The sequence below is a fragment of the Bacteroides bouchesdurhonensis genome (genome assembly GCF_900155865.1).
Classification (GTDB): domain Bacteria; phylum Bacteroidota; class Bacteroidia; order Bacteroidales; family Bacteroidaceae; genus Bacteroides; species Bacteroides bouchesdurhonensis.
Genome location: NZ_LT707006.1, coordinates 527,009 through 548,646 on the forward strand (window position 1 = coordinate 527,009; position 21,638 = coordinate 548,646).

A 21,638-nucleotide genomic window follows, 5' to 3' on the forward strand; every position below is an offset into this window, starting at 1 on the left:
GTTATCTTAGTATTTATCGAAACTAGCATGAACACAATTGAAAACCGTAATATTAAGTACTTTAGCATAAGTAATAATGATGAAGCATGGGGGATTGTAGTGACTACTGTGGGGTCTCAATTAATACCGAAACATAGTTCTTATCCTCGTTCCCAGCATCCGAAGTCCCATATCTTTGATCCGAAGAGTGGTAGGGTATTGAAAGAATATCAGCTTATTTATATTTCCAACGGTGGAGGATATTTTGAATCGCAATCCTGCAAGAGGCAACGTATTGAAGCGGGAACTATGATTCTATTGTTTCCGAACGAATGGCATACTTATGAACCGGATACTGCTACAGGATGGTATGAGTATTGGGTAGGATTTAAGGGAGTGCATATCGACAACCGTGTGGCGAATGGATTCTTCTCACCGAAGTGTCCTCTCTATCATATAGGCTTTAGTTCATCCATCATCGGGCTGTATGAGGACATTGTGAATTATACTTTGGAAGAGAAAGCGGGATATCAGCAGATTATTTCAAGTATTGTACTCTATATTTTAGGTTCTGTCTATTATAAAAAAAGGAATGAAACTTTCAACGATTCCTTTGCCGTTAATAAAATCAATGAAGCCCGTACGATTATGAAACAGGAAATTGAGAATAATATTTCTCCTGAAGGTATTGCGGAAAGGCTTGGAGTGAGTTATTCCTGGTTCCGGAAAATGTTCAAGCAATATGTAGATGTATCGCCTGCACAATATCAGGCTAATTTGAGATATTTAAGATCGAAGGAGTTATTGGATACGACAGATATGAGTATCATGGATATTGCTTTTAAACTTAACTTCGAAAATGTGGGACAGTTTTCTACTTTCTTCCGCAAGAAAGAAGGAATCCCCCCTTACCAGTACCGTAAGGAGGGACGCCATATCAAGAAATAACAGTGACGGGAATATTCAGCATAAATGCATATTTCTTGAGAATATCGGCAACATGACCTACGCCGATGGAACAATGGTGCGATGGTCCTGCCTTGCTCCACCTTTCGATAAACTCTTTGGCGGATATCGGGAACTTGTACCTGCTGTTGAGATTGCCGATATTCAGTATAGGACCTGGAACGGATTCTCCTTCAGCAATCAGGAAAGATAACCCATCTTTTCCTTCGACAACGGATAATAAAGTTACCGGACCTTGTTTGACGGACATTTGAATAGATAATCCTTTGCCCGGTTTTCCATGATATACGGGCAATGGAACGAGTTTCACCCGATCTTCTGAAATAATAAAGTGTGCCGGTCCGTCGTGACCCAGCATAACGATATCATCATTGTAGTCTAAGGCGTAGAACTCGGAGAAACATCCGCCGATACCGAGAAGCGACATGATTTTCATGGCTTGTGCATTCTTCACCTCATACTCGCCTGCTATGGGAATATTCTTTCCGGTGAGAAGGGTGTTTCCGGCAATAATAGAGGTAATGATATCCTCATATTCATTCCCATTCATGCCCGAATAGTAATAGGCCATTGAACCTAGCTTATGATTAGCAACCAGCTTGTCAAGGGCTACGGATGTGTGTGCTGCTCTTTCAATCTCATCTGCTGTGCAGGTTTCGTCGATCACGAATATCCGGCTAAACTCTTCTTTCTTCGATTCGATTTCTGCCTGAGTCGCACTCTGTCTTAGTGCTGCCAATTCACACATTTCCAACACTTCGATATGCGTGCCGAATACAGTACTTTGTAATGCCAGATCGGAATATACATCGACCATTCCTCCGTAATAATTACCGAGTATCCCCATACGGTTCTTTCGCATCCCTTGTGAAACTTCCGCTGCTTTGATCCATTGGGAGATTTCTGCCCAAGCTTCCCGGTCGTCCAGATATCCGGATACGATCTCATATCGGATTGAGGTACGATTGAATACTGAGCAAAATTCGGGAATGGAACAAGCCTGACAGTTTGCCAGCCATTCTCCGGTCATACTGCCTCTGTCGCCCATGCTGTTCAGTTTGTCGTATTCGATGGCAGGCAGAGGTTGTATGTTCAACAGGATAACCGGTATATTCAGCCGGTTGGCTATCGGAATAATGGTAGATGAAAGGGCATAGGTTGAAATGTAAATGAATAGAATTTCGACATCTTCGCTCTTCATTAGGGAGGTTACCCGATCTGCCTTTTCGGAGTCATCGACCATTCCTGCATCGATGACTGTCACATTGCCGAGCGACTGCATTTTATTCTTTATTTTGTTCTGATAACCTATCAGACGATCCAATAGTCCTTCGAATTGCTCCCAGTACGTATTTAGTCCGACTCCCATCAAGCCGATTTTTACATTTTCCATGATATTGTTTTTTCTATATTTGAATAATCTATCTTTATTTTGAGGTGATAACATCGAAATCTTCCATTAATCCGTAATCCATGAAGTAATATTCATTTCCCGGTGCTTGCTTCTGTACTCCGTTCCAATGCCAGGGACCGGTAATGCCGACTTCAGTTGTATAGTGAGGTCCCATCAGGTTTCTCAGACTACCTATTACTCTGACTTCAATCTTATTATCTCCTTTCTTTATATACGGTGTAAGGTCAAAATTGTAAGGTTTATAAGCGATGATACCTGCTTTCTGGTCATTTACGTAGACTTCGGCAAGTGTTCCGTTCCACTTGTTCAGTTGGATGGCGTAACGGTCCGAAAGGTCGTCGATATGATATGTTTTACTATAGCCCATATCCCATGAATAATAAGGTTGTCCCTGTTCTTTCCAGCTTCCTGTCTTAAAGGTCTTGACAGGTTCTTTGATTATCCACCCCATCGGTGCAGGTTCCAATGAGAAATCTCCCAGAATGTAAACCGGAGCAATCTCAGCGTAGATACTCATCGGTCTCACACTCAACTCGATGGTGTTTACTCCGTTTTTGGTTACATCTCCGATACTGTAGACTCCGAAACGGCTGTCCAGCCAATACTCTCCCTTAAGCGTTGATAGTGCCTTTCCATTCACTTTTACTTTCCATATGTCCGGTTGTTCGGCAACAAGTCTCATTTTGCTCTTATCCATATTGCCTGCAACAGTGAAATTATAGAGTACTTTGATATCACCTGTGCGGAAAGTATCCTTCTCAACAATCTGTTGTTTAAACTGAACGGCGGAGTTCCACGGATCATTCATGCCATAATGTTGATACAACTTGTTACAAGCTTCGACCGTATAGAGTTGTTTTTCTGCTTTTCCATCTATAATCAAATCACAGAAGTCAATACTCAGTGCGTTATCCTTCAGCCTTTTCACTTCCAACGGCGTGACGGATTTTATTATTTGCCCGTTGGCAATCTCCGGTTTCACCTTATATGTATTAGTACTGGATGGGGAACTGAATAAGATCAAACTACCGGCAGGTGGAAGATTGAACTCTGTTTCTACATGATTACCGTCCGTTTTGCATGGGTATGCGTAGATTGTACCGGACATGGCATCAAGTTCCATCAATGTTTTTCCTTTGATGGAAATACGTCCTGTAGCGGATTCAGTTAATGAAGAGTTGACCAGGAATACCAATTCGCCATCTTTGTAAGTTCTTCTGTGATGATAGAGATGATTGCCCGTCACTTGCTTAAAACTGATTTCGGGACTTGCGAATACCGTCTGAATCAGTGGTTCGGATAGTTCGCTGTACGTTTTGATCTGCCCCGCATTGTCTTTCATGAATTGAGCCAATTCAGCACTTTCTTTACCATCAATAAAGGTAGGTGTTGAGAAAAGGATCAATTCGCCACCGGATTTTACAAATTTCTTCAACAACTGGAATGTCTTTGAGTTCAAGTTCTCGGTAATGGGAGGAAGAACGACTTTCTTGTATCCTCTCTTGCCTACAATGAATCGACCTTTCTTTACACTTCCTTGGTCTTTGATGATATTCTCAGAACCTAAATCGTATTCTACCTGGCTTTTTTCCAGTTTGGTGATAAAGTTCTGGAATGCGATACCGATATCCATTGTTCTGACTTGTCCTTTTACATACGAATAAGTCAGCCACGCAGTGGTAGTCGGTTCTATAATCAATATGTCGTTGAGTTGATCGCCTTGGCTCAGGATCAGAGACAGACGTGCGAAATAATCATTTTGGGTTTTATAACTCGACCACCAGGGCGAGATAGAAGTAAAGACAGGTGGGTAATCGTATTTACGTGCTCCTACGATCGTCATGTGTGACAGATGCTGGTTCATGAAGTTCACTCCCAGCACATATTCCCAGTCACCCAGTCTTTTGAAATCTTCAAAAGTTTCATTCCATCCGCCACCGCCATACGTTTCGCTGAGCGTTCGGGTATATCCCATCTGGTTGGCAACACTACTCAATTCTTTGACTGATCTTATATTTCCGAACTGGGCCATCGGATGCCCTTCGTTATATTGGTTGAACAACATGTCGATTGCAGGCATCTGATGCCAAGCATACATAGCCATATTGTCTCCGCCATGAGACATGTCCGGCCATCCGTGTTCCCAGTAATGACCTGTCCATTTCATGTTTTTCTTCTCGCAATAGGCGTGATAAGGTTTCGACCATCGGTCAATAAAAAGTTGAGTCAGTGTTTCTGTGTAGTTGTGACGGACTTGCTGCCAGTTGTCTGTTGTTTCTACTAATAAGGGAAGTACTGATTTTAAATCATATCCCCAACGCTTTTGGAATACGTCGAATAAGTCGGGAGTCCAGCGTATGCCACCCGGACTTGAAATGTTAGGCTCGTCGGTGAAAACACCTTTAATAACCGTACCGAGCTCTTTTCCAAATGTCTTTTCATATCCTGTCATTGTGATGTCTAAGAATTTCTCTGTTACACCGGGATGTAATAAATCGACGTATGAATAACCGCCATGCCAGTCGGAACGGCCATAGTAGGTCTTCTTATACAAATAGTATTCCCCTTTGGTGTTCTTATAACCGTCCAGGGAAGCTGTGATGTCTTTAAAAGTACTTCCTTCTTTTTTCAGACATAAGAAGTAATCTTTCGCATTATCAGGCAGAGTCTCGACCTTTGTGTAGTCCAGTCCTTGTCCCTGGTTATACGATTCGGGCATTTGTTCGTTCACATGCCCTCCGGCAAATCCGCTAGGATATGAGTTCTCATCGTAGATCCAGATATCCATTCCCAGTTTTTTCCCGGCTTCTACGCTGTATTTATACAATTTGAACCAGTCATCAGAGAGGTATTCGGTGATCAGTCCCGGACGCGGATGTACAAAAGCTCCGCCAAATCCCTGTGATTTAAGTTCCCCCAGCATGCGGTCGATATCCGCATTGGTTACTTTCGTGTTCCACACCCATAGCGGAGCGGAACGGAATTCTTTTGATGGATTTTTAAAAGCTGCTTTCAGCTTTTCGAATTGTCTCTCTCTGGGTTGTTCAGAGGAAGCCTTTCCTACACAACAGCACAATGTCGCAATAGCGAAAACAAGTACTGTACGGAAAGATTGTAGATTCGTTTTCATATCTTTTGCAATATATTTTATGGTAACGTATTCTGAAACCGGAGTTAATAGGGTAAATTTACAAGGACAAAAGTAACAGGTTACAAAAAATAATTATTGCTAATAATGATATATTTCTTATCAAAAATGATATTCGTATTGGCATATTCTTGTTAATCCTGCGTCTCTCAAGTATTAATGTGGAATGTGTTAAATATTAATATAGTAGTAAACGCATCCTAAGGAACGAAAGCAAAAGGAAGTATAACCGGTCTTTCACCAATATAATATATCATTAAAGATAGAGCGAAGAGAATGTTTACGCTTGCGCTCTTTGTCATCTGAAAGATTTTCTATAACTTGCCACTGTTTATCAATCAGACCGGTACCGTATTCCATTTTATTATTCTTTGAATATGATTTGGTTGTTATATTTGAAGATACAAAATTGAGAAAAAATTATCATCTGATGGACTTTTAGATAACTCAAAATAGTCTCTAAATTTTAACACCTGAATATATTATGAAGAACATTCATTTAATTGGTTTCCTTCTTATGACCTTGACTTCCAATGCTCAAGAGAAGACATTGGAAGGATTTACTTACGCAGAAACAGCCGCCCCAACAGGGAAAGAGTGGGAGTCGCCCGGACAGGTGGCGTTGAATAAAGAACAGCCTCATGCTTGGTTCTTTACTTTTTCCGATAGTGAAAACGCACGTCGTGTATTGCCAGAATACAGTAGTTATTATAAATCTCTGAACGGTACCTGGAATTTTAATTGGGCTGGTAATCCCGATGAACGCCCGGTCGACTTTTATCAACCGTCATTTGATGTCTCAAACTGGGATACGGTAAGTGTACCTATGCAATGGAATGTAGCAGGTATTCAAAAAGACGGAAGTCTGAAGTATGGAACACCTATTTATGCTAATCAACCGGTAATTTTCCAACATAAGGTGGAAGTGGGTGACTGGAAAGGGGGAGTGATGCGTACTCCGCCTCAGGATTGGGTGACTTATAAACATCGCAATGAGGTAGGTTCCTATCGTCGGACTTTTGCTATTCCCGAAGATTGGAAAGAACGGGAAGTATATATCAACTTTGACGGCGTTTCTTCTTTCTTCTATTTATGGATTAATGGACATTATATTGGATTCTCTAAGAACTCACGTAATACAGCTTCATTCAATATTACTCCTTATTTAAATAAGAATGAGGAGAACGTGGTGGCAGTTGAAGTATACCGTAATTCGGACGGCTCTTTCCTCGAAGCACAGGATATGTTCCGTTTGCCGGGAATTTTCCGTTCTGTTTCATTAACTTCTACTGCTAAAGTGCAAGTGCGTGACCTCCGTGTGTTTCCGGATCAGGATGCTGACTATAAGAATGGAAATGTACGTATAGAAGCGGATATCCGTAATCTTGGCAAAAAGCCGGTGAAAGGATATACAATTTCTTATTCACTCTATGCTAACAAACTTTATTCGGATGAGAATATAGTAGTGAATGGGGTGAGTGGTATAGCGGATGTAGAAGAACTGGGTAAAGGTGAAATGACATCTGCTGTCGCTACCATACAAGTAGATAATCCGCAGAAGTGGTCGGCTGAAGCACCTTATCGCTATGTATTAGTAGGGCAACTGAAAGACAAAAAAGGAAGAGTTGTTGAAACCTTCTCTACGGCTTTTGGCTTTTGTAAAGTAGAGATTAAGGATACACCGGCCGATAAGGATGAATTCGGATTGGCGGGACGATACTATTATGTAAATGGTAAAACAGTCAAACTGAAAGGGGTGAACCGTCAGGAAATTAATCCGGCTACGGGTAATGCCATTACCCATCAACAAATGAAAGAAGAAATCATGTTGATGAAGCGCGGTAATATTAATCATGTGCGCAATTCACATTATTCCTGTGATCCTTATTGGTATTATTATTGTGATAAATATGGTATTTATCTGGAAGATGAGGCTAATATTGAAAGTCACGAATATTACTATGGTGATGCGTCTTTATCACATGTTCCGGAGTTTGAAGCTGCTCATGTGGCACGCGTGATGGAACTGGCACACTCTCACGTCAATCACCCGTCTGTCGTAATCTGGTCATTAGGCAATGAAGCGGGACCGGGAAAGAACTTTGTGACAGCTTATGAGAGGTTGCATGCTTTCGATCCTTCACGTCCTGTACAATATGAACGCAATAATTCCATTGTCGATATGGGTTCCAACCAGTATCCGTCTATCGGATGGATGCGGGGTGCAGTGACTGGTAAATATAATATCAAATATCCTTTCCATGTATCCGAATATGCTCATTCGATGGGTAATGCTGTAGGCAATCTGATTGATTACTGGGAAGCGATAGAATCAACGAACTTTTTCTGTGGAGCAGCTATATGGGATTGGGTGGACCAGGCTTTGTATAATTATGATCCTCAAACGGGCGACCGATATTGGGCTTACGGCGGTGATTTTGGGGATAAACCTAATAGTGGCATGTTCTGTATGAATGGCATTCTGTTTCCCGGACATTTACCCAAACCTGCTTTCTACGAAGTAAAAAAAGTATATCAGAATGTAGGGGTACGGGCGGTAGATATGAAGAAAGGACAAGTTGAGATATTCAATAAGAATTATTTCACTTCCTTGAAAGACTATGAAATGCTATGGATACTTTATAAGGATGGGAAACCAATCAAAGAGGGTACGGCTCCTAAAAACTCCCTTTCTGCTATCGAGGCCCGTTCGAAAACTTTATTTACTATACCTTATAACTATAATGAGTTGGCAAAAGGAAGTGAATATTTCGTTAAAGTGCAGTTCAGATTGGCAAAGGATATGCCGTGGGCGAAAACCGGTTTCGTGCAAATGGAAGAACAACTGGCGGTAAAAGCTGCTGAAAGCAAGCCTTCTTTGTCTTCGGTGACTGCTGTACTTGACAAACCGACGGTGGTAGAGGATGGAACCTTTACGACAGTTACAGGAAAGAATTTCCTAGTGAAATTCGATAATGAGCAAGGAACTATCTTTAGTCTCGAGTACGATGGCCGCAACGTATTGTGTGAGGGCGAAGGACCTAAGATTAATGCGTTGCGTGCTCCGGTTGATAACGACAATTGGGCATATCGTCAATGGTTTGAAAAAGGGTTGCACAACTTGAAACATAAAGCAACAAGTTATCAATGGATCAATGCCAAAAATAAAACGGATCAAGTAGTACAATTGATGTATACTGTAGAGTCGCAAGCTCCGAATGCTGCCGTATTAGAGGGAGGTACTTCAGGAAGATATAGCGTGAAAGAACTTACCGAACGTCCGTTTGGTCCGGATGATTTCAAGTTTGTCACCAGTCAGATATGGACCATTTATCCGGATGGTTCTATAGAACTGCGTACAGAAATAACTTCGAATGATCCTTCTTTGGTGTTGGCTCGTTTAGGATATGCGATGCAGGTTCCTACAAGATTGCAACAATACAGTTATTATGGTCGTGGTCCATGGAATAATTTTAATGACCGTCGGACTGGCTCGTTTATAGAGATGTTCCAAAGTACGGTCAAAGACCAGTATGTAGATTTCCCCAAACCACAAAGTATGGGTAACCGGGAAGAAGTGCGTTGGTGTGCACTGACAGATAATTCCGGTGATGGTATAGAGTTTGTGGCAGACGGGCAAATGTCGGCTTCCGCATTGCCATGGTCGGATATGGAGATGACACTTGCACCTCATCCTTACCAATTGCCGGAATCCAAGGCTACACACCTTCATCTAGACTTAGGAGTGACAGGGCTGGGTGGAAATAGCTGTGGACAAGGCGGACCGTTGGAGCAGGACCGTATCAAGGCGGAAAATCATTCGATGAGTTTTATCATTCGTCCGGTACGTGGGGCAACCTATACGGAAACGGCAAATGTTGTTCCTGCGGGAGAAGTTCCTTTGGCCATTTCTCGTGCCCGTAATGGTTTGGTAACGATCCATTCACAGAAAACGGATGCTGATATTGCCTATACGTTGAATGGCGGTAAAAAGGAAATAAGTTATACCGGACCTTTCAACTTACGCGAAGGCGGTACAGTTACCGCTTTTTATAGAAGCAATAAAGCCGTATCTACCCGTATGACATTTGCAAAGATTGAGAAGGTCCCATTGACAGTCGTTTATGCTTCCAGTCAAGAAACAGGCGGTGAAGATGCGGCAAATCTTGTTGATGAAGATCCTAATACAACCTGGCATACCATGTATTCGGTTACCGTAGCAAAATATCCGCATTGGGTGGATTTTGACGCAGGAGAAGTGAGGACTGTTAAAGGATTTATCTATTTGCCCCGTCAGGATGGTTCGATGAATGGTTTTGTGAAAGAGTACTCTTTGGAAGTAAGTATGGATGGAAAGACATGGAGCGATGCGGTAGCCACTGGTACTTTTGACAGTAACAAGAAAGCCAAAAGGGTAGAGCTGAAAACTCCTGTACAGGCACGCTATATCCGTTTTACTTGCTTGAGTTCCCAAAATGGAGCTGATTTCGCCGGTGGTGCCGAGTTCTCAATTATAGCAGATTAATTATAAACTATTTAGTATTCGATTAAAAAAATGACGATGCTATGAAACAAGATATCTTTCGGGGAGAGAAACCTGTGAAAATAGTGGCTATCGGAGCTGGAAACCGAACTAATAAATACCTGGAATATGCACGTATACACCCTGACCGGTTACAACTGGTCGGGGTTGTTGAAGTAAATGCCAATCGGATGCAGCGTATTGCTGAAGAATTTGGCTTGGAGCGTTCACAATGCTTTTGTGACTATAATGATTTCTTTGCTCATCCATTTCCTACCGATGCTGTTTTAATAGCAACTCCTGAAGATATCCACTATGATCCTTGTATGAAAGCGATTGATGCGGGATACCATGTATTGCTCGAAAAACCGATTGCACAGAATCTTGCAGAATGTAATGATATCGCTGAGCACGCTAAACGTAAAGGTGTGCTTGTTTGTGTGTGTCATGTGCTTCGTTATCACCCTTATTTCCGGAAGATTAAGGAGGTGGTTGATTCCGGTGAACTGGGAAAGATTATCTCAATCAGCCATATCGCATCTGTAGGATTGGATCGTACTACACATGGATTTGTGAGAGGATTGTGGCGAAAGGAAAAATTGACTAATCCGATGTTGATAGCAAAGTGTTGCCATGATGTTGACCTGTTGTTGTGGCTGACAAAAACACCTTGCCGAAGGCTTTCGTCATTTGGCTCTTTACGCTGGTTCCGTTCGGAAAATGCACCGGAAGGTAGCTCGGAACGCTGCATTGATTGTTCTGTAGAAACAGAATGTCCGTACTCTGCAGTCGATCTATACTACAATCGGCGTAGCTGGATTTCAAATTTCGATATTCCGGCAGGAAAGACCTTGGATGATGTCTTGATGGAAGAACTACGGCATGGTATGTACGGACGTTGTGTTTTCCATTGCGATAATGATGTAGTTGATCATCAAGTTCTTTCGATGGAGATGGCCGATAAAGTGACGATCAATCTTTCTATGGATATATTTACTAATGATGATTGCCGGGAAACTCATATTAAATTGACTCATGGGGAAATAGACGGCAATGAAAAACATTTGCGTGTGCGTAAGTTCCGAAGTAATGAAGAACAGGTTTTTGACTTTTCGGATATCTCTAATAAGCCTTTTCATGCCGGGGCAGACTTAAATTTGGTAGATCATTTTGTGAAAGCATTATCGAGTAAGGAATATGAGCTTCAGACCTCTATTGAGAATTCAGTAGAAAGCCATCGGATCTGTTATGAAGCAGAGCGTAGCCGGCTGACAGGTCAAATTGTTGAATTTGAAATCTAAGGCGGCTACTTAAACTATATTTATACCCCGTTAAACACTTCTCAAAGTTGCAAATTCGTTTCAATCGCTTCACAGAACCTTCCACGGCCTTAAAATACTTCTAAAAGTATTATTTTTTTCATTTCCAAACTTCTATATTTGTTCACAGAAACGAACAATTATGAAACATGGCATCCACATACTGTTTTTTTTTATAGCTCTTTGGGGGCTATCGGTAAAAGGGTATGCGTCGATTCCATCAGTTGCCGTTGTGAAAGACACAACCCAACAAGTAATTGTTTATTTTGATGAGAACGAGAGCCTTGTGGATACTAACTATTGTAGCAATAATCAGTCTATTGCTCTGTTGGATTCATTACTTGGTAAGCCTTGTGGGGCAGAATCTGTTATTTCATTGAAAGTGGAAGCTTTTGCTTCACCTGAGGGGGAGTCCATTAAGAATATTGGCCTGTCTGTCAGAAGAAAAGAGTCTTTGAAAGAATTGTTGCGACAACGCTATCCATATATTGATGATAAAAAAATTGAATTATCGGCTAAGGGGGAAGATTGGTCAGAATTTCGCAGGTTAGTGTCTGCTGATTTGAACTTACCGGATCGGGAAGATGTATTGATGCTGATTGATTATCATCGGGAGGATATGATAAAATTGAAACACTTATTGCAAAGATTGGACGGCGGGATCCCTTATCGGTCTATTGTGCGTGATCTATTGCCCGGATTGAGAAGGGCGGTGATAACAGTAGTTCGGAGATTGCCGGAGACGGATAACAATGCTTTTACACCAGGAACTTCCACTTCCGGATTGTTTGTTTCAACGAAAGGAGAAGTGTTTCCTGATAATAGTTCGAATGAGCCCTTAGAAGAAAGTCAAAGAAAACAGTCTTGTAAGGTGGCTATAGCGGAAGTGGAAGAACCGGTGGAAAGTAAAACAGTTTTAGCCGTAAAGAATAATTTGCTATATGATCTGGTATTGGCACCTAATATAGAGGTTGAGATACCAATAGGCAAAAGATGGTCTTTGAATACTGAATATAAATGTCCTTGGTGGCTGAATAGCACGCATGAGTTTTGTTATCAGTTACTTTCCGGAGGAATAGAGGGACGTTGTTGGTTGGGTAACCGCCAAAAACGTAATCGGTTGACCGGGCATTTCATGGGGCTGTATGCAGAAGGTGGTATCTATGATTTTCAGTTTCAGGGAGACGGTTATCAAGGTAAATACTACGGAGCGGCAGGAGTGACATACGGATATGCCAAACAGTTGGCTCGACATTTTTCATTAGAGTTCAGCTTAGGTGTAGGATATCTGGCAACGGAATATAAGAAATATACTCCTTACGAAGGAGACATTGTTTGGATGAATAGCGGACGTTATCATTTTATTGGTCCTACCAAGGCAAAGGTCTCTTTAGTATGGTTGATAACGACAAGGAGGCGGTGATGTATGCAAGGTGTAAGATATATATTTCCTGTGTTTCTGTTCACGCTGTGGGTGTTAGGGGGTTGTAGCCGTCGGGATATTCTGGATGATTATCCGGTTAGCGGAGTGGAAATATCACTGGACTGGGATGGCGTTGCAGATCAATTACCGGAGGGAGTAAGAATTATCTTCTATCCGAAAGATGGAAAGAGTAAGAAAGTTGATACTTATCTTTCAGCAAGAGGTGGAAAAGTAAAGGTTCCGCCGGGAAGATATTCGGTATTGGTGTACAATTACGATACGGAGACGGTGCAAATCCGGAATGAAGGAGCTTATGAGACAATTGAAGCTTTTACCGGACATTGCAATGGATTGGGAATAGCGGGTACGGAAAAATTAGTTTGGGGACCTGATCCGTTATATGTGGTGAATGTTGAAGAATTGCAAATAAAGAAGAGTGATGAGACACTTCTCTTGATCTGGAAACCTAAATTGGTGGTAAAAACATACACTTTTAAAGTAAAGGCGGAAGGATTACAGTATGTTTCAGCTATTGTCGGAAGTGTTGAAGGAATGGCAAGCTGTTATTGTTTGGGCAGGGGGTGTGGAATGAAAGGTGAAGCACCTATTTATTTTGAGGCAGGTATACAAGGAGATGAGATCATTGGAAGTTTTACTGCTTTTGGAGTACTTGAAGATATGGTTGCCAGGGCTGCTAGAGGAATGGTGAAGATGAATTTTGCATTTGTAAAAACCGATAAGACTGTGCAGAAGGTTGAGGTTGATATAACAAAGGTAATAGCTGATTCTGGAGGTAACGAAGGTGAAAATGAGGAGGAGGATCCTCCTATGGAAATTGAGTTGCCTATTGAAGACGAAATAAAAGTTGAAAAACCGGATAATCCTTCCGGCGGTGGAGAGGGTGGTATTGGTGGAGAAGTTGGAGGCTGGGGAGATGAAGAGGAAGTGGTTTTACCAGTGAAATAAATGACGTAAACAAAATAAACAATATTATAAACTTTTAAAAAATACGATTATGAAAAAAGTACTTTTAGCAACAGCAGTAGCCGCAATGGCTTTTACAAGTTGTTCACAGAATGAAGAGTTTGAAGCACAGGGAACAAACAATGAAATTAAAATTGGGACTATGGTAAAGAAGTCACCAAGAGCAGTGGTAACGGATGATGAGACCTTTAAATCTTTTACACTAAGTTCTTTTATCGTAGATAAAGATCAGATTTATAGTGAAAAAGGGTTAGGGGATGCTTATATGGATGGAGTTTCTTATACTGGTATCAAAGGAAATTGGACGAATACTGGTGTTAACTATTATTGGCCTATTGGCAAGAATGTACAGTTCTTTGGTTATTCTGGTGGGACAAATTTCATGGTTAATGATACAGGATACCCAACTTTATCCTTTTCTATAAAGGGCACATCTTCAGAACAGGAAGACTTAGTTGTTGCTGCTATGAATACGGAAAAGCCAGCTGATGATAATGCTAAAGTACTACTAGAATTTAAGCACATTCTTACTAAAATCAATTTCTCATATAAACCAGAGGCTGATTATACATATGAAATAACAAAACTAAAAATTAATGGTGTAAAAGGAGGGAATGCAACTTACACTTTTAATGCGGATCCGCTTCAGGGAACATGGACAAATGGTAGTTCAGATGAGGCTTATGAATATCCAATAACCACAGAGGGAGCAAATGTTTCAGAGGGTTATTATCCATTGGATTCAAAAGATGGTTCATTGATGTTATTGCCACAAAGTTTTGCTGCTGAAACTGTATCAATTCAGATTACCTATACAGCAAAGAGAGGTGCTTACAGTTATACAGCTACAGATAAAATTATTAAAATACCAGCAACTACTTGGAAAATTGGACAAAGTGTACGTTATAAATTAGCATTACCTGCCGGTGAAGGAGTAATTAGTGTTGAAACAGAGGTATTGAAGAATTGGGAAACTGAAACTTCAAGTACATTATAATTGAAAAAATGAGAAATTGAGAATTTATAATTCTTAATTCTAATAATCTTTCTAATTTTGAATATTTCAAGAGCTGTATAAATCATATGATTTATATAGCTCTTTTTAATATGATTCTACTTTATTTCTTTTTTTTTGGTAATATCAAACAAATAATATACATTTGCTGCAAACAACAACAAACACCTAATATCTATGACATCTACCTGTCAGGGCGATTGGGACTGCCCGTCTTGTTCCAAAGCTGTAGACAATGCGGTTACTCATATTATTCATCAAAGGGGATATCATTCGCCAGCCCGGAAATGTGAGGAGAACTTTATCCTTTTTTTATTAAAAGGAGAGCTGCTTGTGAACAGTCAGGAATATGCAGGTACGATGTTGAATGCCGGAGAATTTATCCTTCAAGCTGTTGGTTCAAAATTCGAGATGTTGGCAATGAGTGATGCAGAATGTATCTATTATCGTTTTAATCAGCCCGAATTGTTTTGTAATTTCCGTTTCGATCATATTATGAATGAGATTCCTGCTCCACTTATATTTTCTCCTCTGAAGATAACTACAGAACTGCGGTATTTTCTAGAAGGAGTCAAGTCTTATTTATGTGAACCTAAGATATGCCGGGAATTGCTGAGCTTGAAACGTAAAGAATTGGCGTTTGTTTTAGGCTATTACTATTCTGATTACGATTTGGCAGGTTTAATCCATCCACTCTCAAACTATACGAATAGTTTCCAATATTTTATAATCCAAAACTATAAGAAAGTAAAGACAGTAGAAGAGTTGGCTAAGTTGGGTGGATATACTGTCAGTACTTTACGCCGCATCTTCACTAATGTTTTTCATGAACCGGTATACGAATGGATGTTGGCACGCCGTAAAGAAGGTATTCTCGAAGATTTGAACAACTCTAAGATCAGCATCTCTGAAATATGTTACAAGTATGGCTTTGAGTCTTTACCGCATTTTTCTAATTTCTGTAAGAAATCATTTGGACTCTCTCCTCGTAATTTGCGCCATCAACAGCATAAGAACGATATTGAAGAGAAATAGTGTAATATAATAATATCGTATCGCTGTGCATATTAACGTTGACATGGTCTAAAGACTTGACAACGGCTTTTTGATGTTGTATATTTGTACTACGAAACAATGAAACTACAAATTAAAAATTAGACGAATGAGAGGAATCTTATCTTTTGCTGTACTTGCTGCGATGTACTTCCCCGGATGTACAACGAGTAAAAATGCAGTGCACTGTCTCAGCCGATGGATTAAAGGTTGTACCTCGTTGGTTAAAGAGCTTATGCCAACTATCAGATAAAGTATAGTTTATTGTGAACTTTCTGCGTTTTCTCATGGTAGTTTCATTTTGAATTTATACTTTTGAAACGAATTACTCTTTGGATATCGCAAATATAAAATATATTTTGTTTGAAGATCAAATGGTTTTAGGCTTTTATTCTTAACTCCTTTCTAACAAATTATGAATAGCTAAGAATTTTGTGATAAGTTAATCAATTTTAAACAGTAACAGATGGATACAATTTTAGACGTTCTAGGAATTGTGAAACGTGCTAAGCAGATTTTGAATTTTAAAAAAGACAGTGAACTGGCTGAATATTTGGGAGTTTCACGGGCTACGGTGTCAAATTGGTGTGCACGAAACCGGATTGACTTTCATTTATTACTCGATAAGATGGGACGTGATGTAGATTACAACTGGTTACTGATTGGCAAGGGAAATCCTAAACATTACACACGTTCCTGCAGCAATGGCCTTGTAGAGGGGGGAGTAGAAATGCTCCGTAACTCGAGAACGATGGAAGCGGTAAACGATCGTATCGTAACATTGTATGATATTTCAGCGGCTGCCAACCTGAAGGCTTTGTTTAAGAACAAAAATCAATATGCGGTGGGCAAGATACAGATTCCGAAAATCCCTTTTTGTGACGGAGCTATTTATGTGAATGGAGATAGTATGTATCCTATACTTAAATCGGGGGATATCGTAGGATTTAAGGAAGTAAACAGCTTCAATAATCTTATTTATGGGGAGATGTATCTGATTTCATTTAATATTGAGGAAGACGAGTATTTGTCTGTGATGTATGTGAATCGTTCGGATAAGGAGGAATGTTTGAAATTAGTCAGCTATAATCCTCATCATGAGCCGTTGGACATTGCATTCGCTTCTATTAATGCAATGGCAATGGTGAAATTCTCTATTCGGAGGCATACGATGATGTAGCGTGTGGGTCAAGTTAAAGTTGTAAATAGATAGTAAAAGAAATCCCCTGCCGGCATTGCCGGCAGGGGATTCTTCTATTAATCAAATCAAGCTTTTGCTTAGTCTTTCAACTTAGCTATAATAAAGTCGCGGTTCAAACGAGCGATATTGCTGATAGAGATGTTCTTCGGACATTCAGCCTCACAAGCACGAGTGTTTGTACAGTTACCGAATCCCAATTCATCCATCTTGGAAAGCATTGCTTTTGCACGGCGCAAAGCTTCCGGTTTACCTTGCGGAAGCAAGTTCAACTGGCTGACTTTAGCAGATACGAACAACATAGCAGAGCCATTCTTACATGCGGCAGCACAGGCACCACAACCGATACAAGCAGCAGCGTCCATGGCTTCGTCAGCAATCTGTTTCGGAATCAGGATAGCATTGGCATCCTGAGGAGCACCTGTACGAACGCTTACGTAACCACCAGCCTGCATGATCTTATCATAAGCAGTACGGTCTACCATCAAGTCTTTGATCACAGGGAAACCTGCCGAACGCCAAGGCTCGACAGTGATTGTGTCACCGTCTTGGAAACGACGCATATAGATCTGGCAAGTAGTAGCACCTGTTGCCGGACCGTGCGGATGTCCGTTGATATAAAGAGAACACATACCGCAGATACCTTCGCGGCAGTCATGGTCGAATACAACCGGCTCTTTTCCGTCACTGATCAACTGTTCGTTCAGGATATCCAGCATTTCGAGGAATGAAGTATCACCTGAGATATCTTTCATTTGGTAGGTTTCAAAAGCACCTTTAGCCTTTGGACCGGCTTGGCGCCATACCTTCAGTGTAAATGATATATTTTTATCCATTTTCTTCTAATTCTTTTTAATGTTTAACTTCACCGATTAGCTCTTGTAGTTACGAGTCTGGACTTTGATGGCTTCGTATACCAACGGTTCCTTGTACAATACAGGAGCCTTTTCATCGTCACCCTGGTATTCCCAGCATGCTACATAGAAGAAGTTTTCGTCATCACGTTTTGCTTCTCCTTCTTCAGTCTGGTATTCTTCCCGGAAGTGACCACCACAACTTTCGTTACGGTTCAGAGCGTCATAAGCTACAAGTTCACCCATAGTGATGAAGTCGTACAAACGGATTGCTTTGTCAAGCTCAATATTCATACCTTCTTTAGAACCAGGGATAAACAGGTTAGTTTCGAATTCCTTGCGGATTTCTTTCAGTTTGGCAATACCTTCTTTCAAACCTTCTGCGGTACGTCCCATACCCATGCATTCCCACATTACATGGCCCAGTTTCTTATGGATAGAATCTACAGACTCTTTACCCTGAATGCTCATGAAGTGATCAATCTTAGCCTGAACAGCTTTCTCTGCTTCTGCGAACTCTGGTAGATCGGTAGAGAAACGGGGAACAGTGATCTGGTCAGCCAGATAGTTTTGAATAGTGTAAGGCAATACGAAGTAACCGTCAGCCAAACCTTGCATCAATGCAGAAGCACCCAGACGGTTTGCACCGTGGTCGGAGAAGTTACATTCACCGATAGCGAACAAACCTTTGATCGTAGTTTGCAGTTCGTAGTCTACCCAGATACCACCCATTGTGTAGTGGATAGCCGGATAAATCATCATCGGGTTATAATATTTCACGCCATTCGTTTCCTTGGCCAGTTCACCCGGGTTAACGTCAGTGATTTCCTCATACATGTCGAAGAGGTTACCGTAACGTTGGAGAACAATATCGATACCTAAACGGTTGATAGCTTCTGAAAAATCGAGGAATACGGCCAGACCGGTATTGTTCACACCGAAACCTGCATCGCAACGTTCTTTAGCGGCACGGCTGGCAACGTCACGCGGAACTAAGTTTCCAAATGCCGGATAACGGCGTTCCAAGTAATAGTCGCGGTCTTCTTCAGGAATATCACTTCCCTTGATTTCGCCTTTCTGAAGTTTAACAGCATCTTCTTTCTTCTTCGGAACCCAGATACGTCCGTCGTTACGAAGAGATTCAGACATCAATGTCAGTTTAGACTGCTTGTCACCGTGTACCGGGATACAAGTCGGGTGAATCTGAACATATGCAGGATTAGCGAATACAGCACCCTTGCGATAGCAAGAAATGGCAGCTGTACAGTTACATCCCATAGCGTTGGTAGAAAGGAAGTAAGCGTTTCCGTAACCACCGGTAGCAATGACTACGGCATGAGCTGCGAAACGTTCCAATTTACCTGTGATTAGGTTTTTAGCGATGATACCGCGTGCACGTCCGTCGATGATGACAACGTCTTGCATTTCGTAACGAGTGTACAATTTTACAGTACCTGCGTTTACCTGACGGCTCAATGCAGAGTAAGCACCCAGCAATAACTGCTGACCGGTTTGGCCTCTGGCATAGAACGTACGTGATACCTGTGCACCACCGAAAGAACGGTTGTCCAAAGTACCGCCATATTCGCGAGCGAAAGGAACGCCTTGCGCTACACATTGGTCGATGATAGCATTAGACACTTCAGCCAAACGATACACATTCGCTTCGCGGGCACGGTAGTCACCACCCTTTACAGTATCGTAAAACAGACGGTAAACGGAGTCACCATCATTTTGATAATTTTTAGCAGCATTGATACCACCTTGTGCAGCAATGGAGTGTGCACGACGCGGAGAGTCCTGGATACAGAAGTTGAATACTCTGAAACCCATTTCACCAAGTGAAGCAGCGGCAGAAGCACCTGCCAGGCCCGTACCTACAACGATGATATCCAAACGGCGTTTGTTAGCAGGGTTCACCAATTTCTGGTGAGCTTTATAGTTAGTCCATTTCTCAGCCACCGGGCCTTCTGGAATTCTTGAATCTATTTTGATCATAATCTTATTTACAATTTAATCATTTACAATTTACATTTAGCAAGCACCGCCACACATCAGTGATTTCAAGAAGAATACCACTACTACCAGTGCGAAACCGAGTACTACAATCGTAGCGTAGATGTTAGAAATACATTTCCAACGGCTGATCCATATTTTGTTGTTCCATCCCAATGATTGCATAGAACTCCAGAAACCATGAGTCAGGTGGAACCATAATGCAAACAGCCAAATCAAGTAAAGCACTACGTAAACCGGGCAAGAGAAAGTTTGCTGGATATGATAAGCACCGTTAGCTGCATAAGCCAAAGTCAGTGTATCAGCATGCATATCCATGTTATGCATCAATTCCGGTAATTGCATGTTTGCCCAGAAGTTGAAAAGGTGCAGACCAAGACCTACAATTACAATGATACCTAACACTAACATGTTCTGAGAAGCCCATTCTACTGTTTTGGGTTTGTCAACTACTGCATAGCGTTCGCTACCACGCGCTCTGCGATTCTGCATGGTCAGCCAGAATGCATAGATGATGTGAATTACGAAGAGGGCAGCTAGTGCTAAGGTAGCTACTAAGGCATACCAGTTTGCTCCCAGGAACTCACAAATCATGTTGTAACCATCAGCCGAGATGATTGCAACAAGGTTCATCGCCATGTGAAATGTTAGAAACAGGACAAGGGCGATACCGGTAACGCTCATCACCACTTTCCTTCCTACAGATGAATTACTTAACCACATAAATGATTGAATTTAAATTATTTAATTGTTAGAACTAAAATTTCGTTATTTTACACCACTTACTGGCTGCAAAAATAGAGCAAATTGATTGATTGACCAAAGAATTAAAGAAATAATTCCTTAATCAGGGAGCTTTCCGATTTTTTCACCGTTGACCGCTTTCTTGCGTAATGCGCGCGGAGTATCTCCAAAAGAATCTTTGCAGAAATGGGCGAAGTGGGATAAGGAGTCGAAACCGTACCGATTACTGATTTCAGTAATACGCATTTTTGTATGCTGGAGATCGGTCAAAATACCTTCCCGTTTTTTCTCTAATATCCATTCGTAGACGGGTACACCGTATAGGTTTCTGAAAAGACGTCGGAAAGTGGTTGTCGTATATCCTCCTAAATGTGCAAATTCTTCTACATTCTTTACCTTGCTGTAGTTCTGCATGATAAAATATTGGAAGCTTTCCGTATAGGTACTGATCGGAAAGAAGAAAGCTCTTAATTGAGGGAGTGGATAATAGGTGAGTATCAAGAAGGTTAGTTCCTGACATTTTAGTTCGATGAATGTATCACAAGGAGGTTGCTCGTCAAGAAAATCGGCAAGGTCTGTAACCAAATACTGTAAACGAGGGTTCATGACCATGGGAGTGTAAGTGATCGGAGCTTCTGCTTGATCTATGATCTCTTGATAGCGATCGGGACAAACCATTGGCAGTTCGTTGAACCAATAGCATATATATTCCACTTCCGTAAGTGCTAGCAACTCGATCTTTGATCCAATAGCTTGAAGAATAAATTGTTTGTCATACAATACAGTGCCGGGATATTCTTCGCTATTGATCAGCAATTCGCCTTTAATCATGAATAGTATGCAATTCTGCGTACACTTATCTTTAGGAAAATGCTGTCCTCTCGACAGTTTACTGTAAACACATATACCTTCAGTAACTTTGGGGCATTGTGAACAATCTTTGGTAGATTTGCAGAAAGGATCTCTTGCCATGAATTTAATTGTAATTAATTCCTATAGGAAG

At 41.2% G+C, this 21,638-nt stretch carries 15 protein-coding genes; 9 read left to right on the forward strand and 6 right to left on the reverse strand.

The features are described from left to right. Positions 1-27: 27 nt before the first annotated feature. Positions 28-927, forward strand: coding sequence for an AraC family transcriptional regulator (locus CZ225_RS02025; RefSeq protein WP_077152797.1), 900 nt, complete (start codon positions 28-30; stop codon positions 925-927). Here CZ225_RS02025 and CZ225_RS02030 read toward each other — a convergent pair. Both CZ225_RS02030 and CZ225_RS02035 read right to left on the reverse strand, forming a co-directional pair. Then, on the reverse strand, positions 917-2,338 hold the full coding sequence (locus CZ225_RS02030; RefSeq protein ID WP_077152798.1) for an L-fucose/L-arabinose isomerase family protein: 1,422 nt from the start codon (positions 2,336-2,338) through the stop codon (positions 917-919). The genes CZ225_RS02025 and CZ225_RS02030 overlap by 11 nt on opposite strands. A gap of 34 nt (positions 2,339-2,372) precedes the next feature. After that, positions 2,373-5,489 (reverse strand): glycosyl hydrolase, encoded by a 3,117-nt coding sequence (locus tag CZ225_RS02035; protein WP_077152799.1) that lies wholly within the window; start codon positions 5,487-5,489, stop codon positions 2,373-2,375. Positions 5,490-5,991: 502 nt separating this feature from the next. Here CZ225_RS02035 and CZ225_RS02040 point away from each other — a divergent pair. From CZ225_RS02040 to CZ225_RS02075, 8 genes are all read left to right on the forward strand, one after another. Next, positions 5,992-10,032 (forward strand): glycoside hydrolase family 2 TIM barrel-domain containing protein, encoded by a 4,041-nt coding sequence (locus CZ225_RS02040; RefSeq protein WP_077152800.1) that lies wholly within the window; start codon positions 5,992-5,994, stop codon positions 10,030-10,032. Between the two features lie 41 nt (positions 10,033-10,073). Continuing rightward, on the forward strand, positions 10,074-11,330 hold the full coding sequence (locus CZ225_RS02045) for a Gfo/Idh/MocA family protein (RefSeq protein WP_077152801.1): 1,257 nt from the start codon (positions 10,074-10,076) through the stop codon (positions 11,328-11,330). A 160-nt stretch (positions 11,331-11,490) separates the two neighbouring features. Further along, positions 11,491-12,771, forward strand: a complete 1,281-nt coding sequence (locus tag CZ225_RS02050) for a DUF3575 domain-containing protein (protein ID WP_077152802.1) — start codon at positions 11,491-11,493, stop codon at positions 12,769-12,771. Between the two features lie 3 nt (positions 12,772-12,774). Continuing rightward, positions 12,775-13,737: a DUF5119 domain-containing protein gene (locus CZ225_RS02055; RefSeq protein ID WP_077152803.1), complete on the forward strand. Its 963-nt coding sequence runs from the start codon at positions 12,775-12,777 to the stop codon at positions 13,735-13,737. A 49-nt stretch (positions 13,738-13,786) separates the two neighbouring features. After that, entirely contained in the window at positions 13,787-14,752 is a 966-nt protein-coding gene (locus CZ225_RS02060; RefSeq protein ID WP_077152804.1) for a fimbrillin family protein, read from the forward strand. A gap of 195 nt (positions 14,753-14,947) precedes the next feature. Then, positions 14,948-15,805 (forward strand): helix-turn-helix transcriptional regulator, encoded by an 858-nt coding sequence (locus CZ225_RS02065; RefSeq protein WP_077152805.1) that lies wholly within the window; start codon positions 14,948-14,950, stop codon positions 15,803-15,805. Positions 15,806-15,932: 127 nt separating this feature from the next. After that, positions 15,933-16,076 (forward strand): DUF4248 domain-containing protein, encoded by a 144-nt coding sequence (locus CZ225_RS23145; protein ID WP_262351959.1) that lies wholly within the window; start codon positions 15,933-15,935, stop codon positions 16,074-16,076. Between the two features lie 213 nt (positions 16,077-16,289). Beyond that, positions 16,290-17,003 carry a helix-turn-helix domain-containing protein gene (locus CZ225_RS02075; protein WP_077152806.1) on the forward strand — a complete coding sequence of 238 codons (714 nt, stop codon included), beginning with the start codon at positions 16,290-16,292 and terminating at the stop codon, positions 17,001-17,003. 98 nt (positions 17,004-17,101) lie between these two features. Here CZ225_RS02075 and CZ225_RS02080 read toward each other — a convergent pair whose 3' ends face one another. From CZ225_RS02080 to CZ225_RS02095, 4 genes are all read right to left on the reverse strand, one after another. Further along, complete coding sequence (locus CZ225_RS02080; protein ID WP_025076365.1) at positions 17,102-17,857, reverse strand: succinate dehydrogenase/fumarate reductase iron-sulfur subunit; 756 nt, start codon at positions 17,855-17,857, stop codon at positions 17,102-17,104. 36 nt (positions 17,858-17,893) lie between these two features. Continuing rightward, complete coding sequence (locus CZ225_RS02085) at positions 17,894-19,873, reverse strand: fumarate reductase/succinate dehydrogenase flavoprotein subunit (RefSeq protein WP_077152807.1); 1,980 nt, start codon at positions 19,871-19,873, stop codon at positions 17,894-17,896. A gap of 36 nt (positions 19,874-19,909) precedes the next feature. Beyond that, the gene (locus CZ225_RS02090; protein WP_077152808.1) at positions 19,910-20,614 is read right to left on the reverse strand and encodes a succinate dehydrogenase/fumarate reductase cytochrome b subunit; all 705 of its coding nucleotides are present in this window, start codon (positions 20,612-20,614) and stop codon (positions 19,910-19,912) included. A gap of 120 nt (positions 20,615-20,734) precedes the next feature. Further along, the gene (locus CZ225_RS02095; protein WP_077152809.1) at positions 20,735-21,607 is read right to left on the reverse strand and encodes a helix-turn-helix domain-containing protein; all 873 of its coding nucleotides are present in this window, start codon (positions 21,605-21,607) and stop codon (positions 20,735-20,737) included. Positions 21,608-21,638 lie beyond the last annotated feature (31 nt).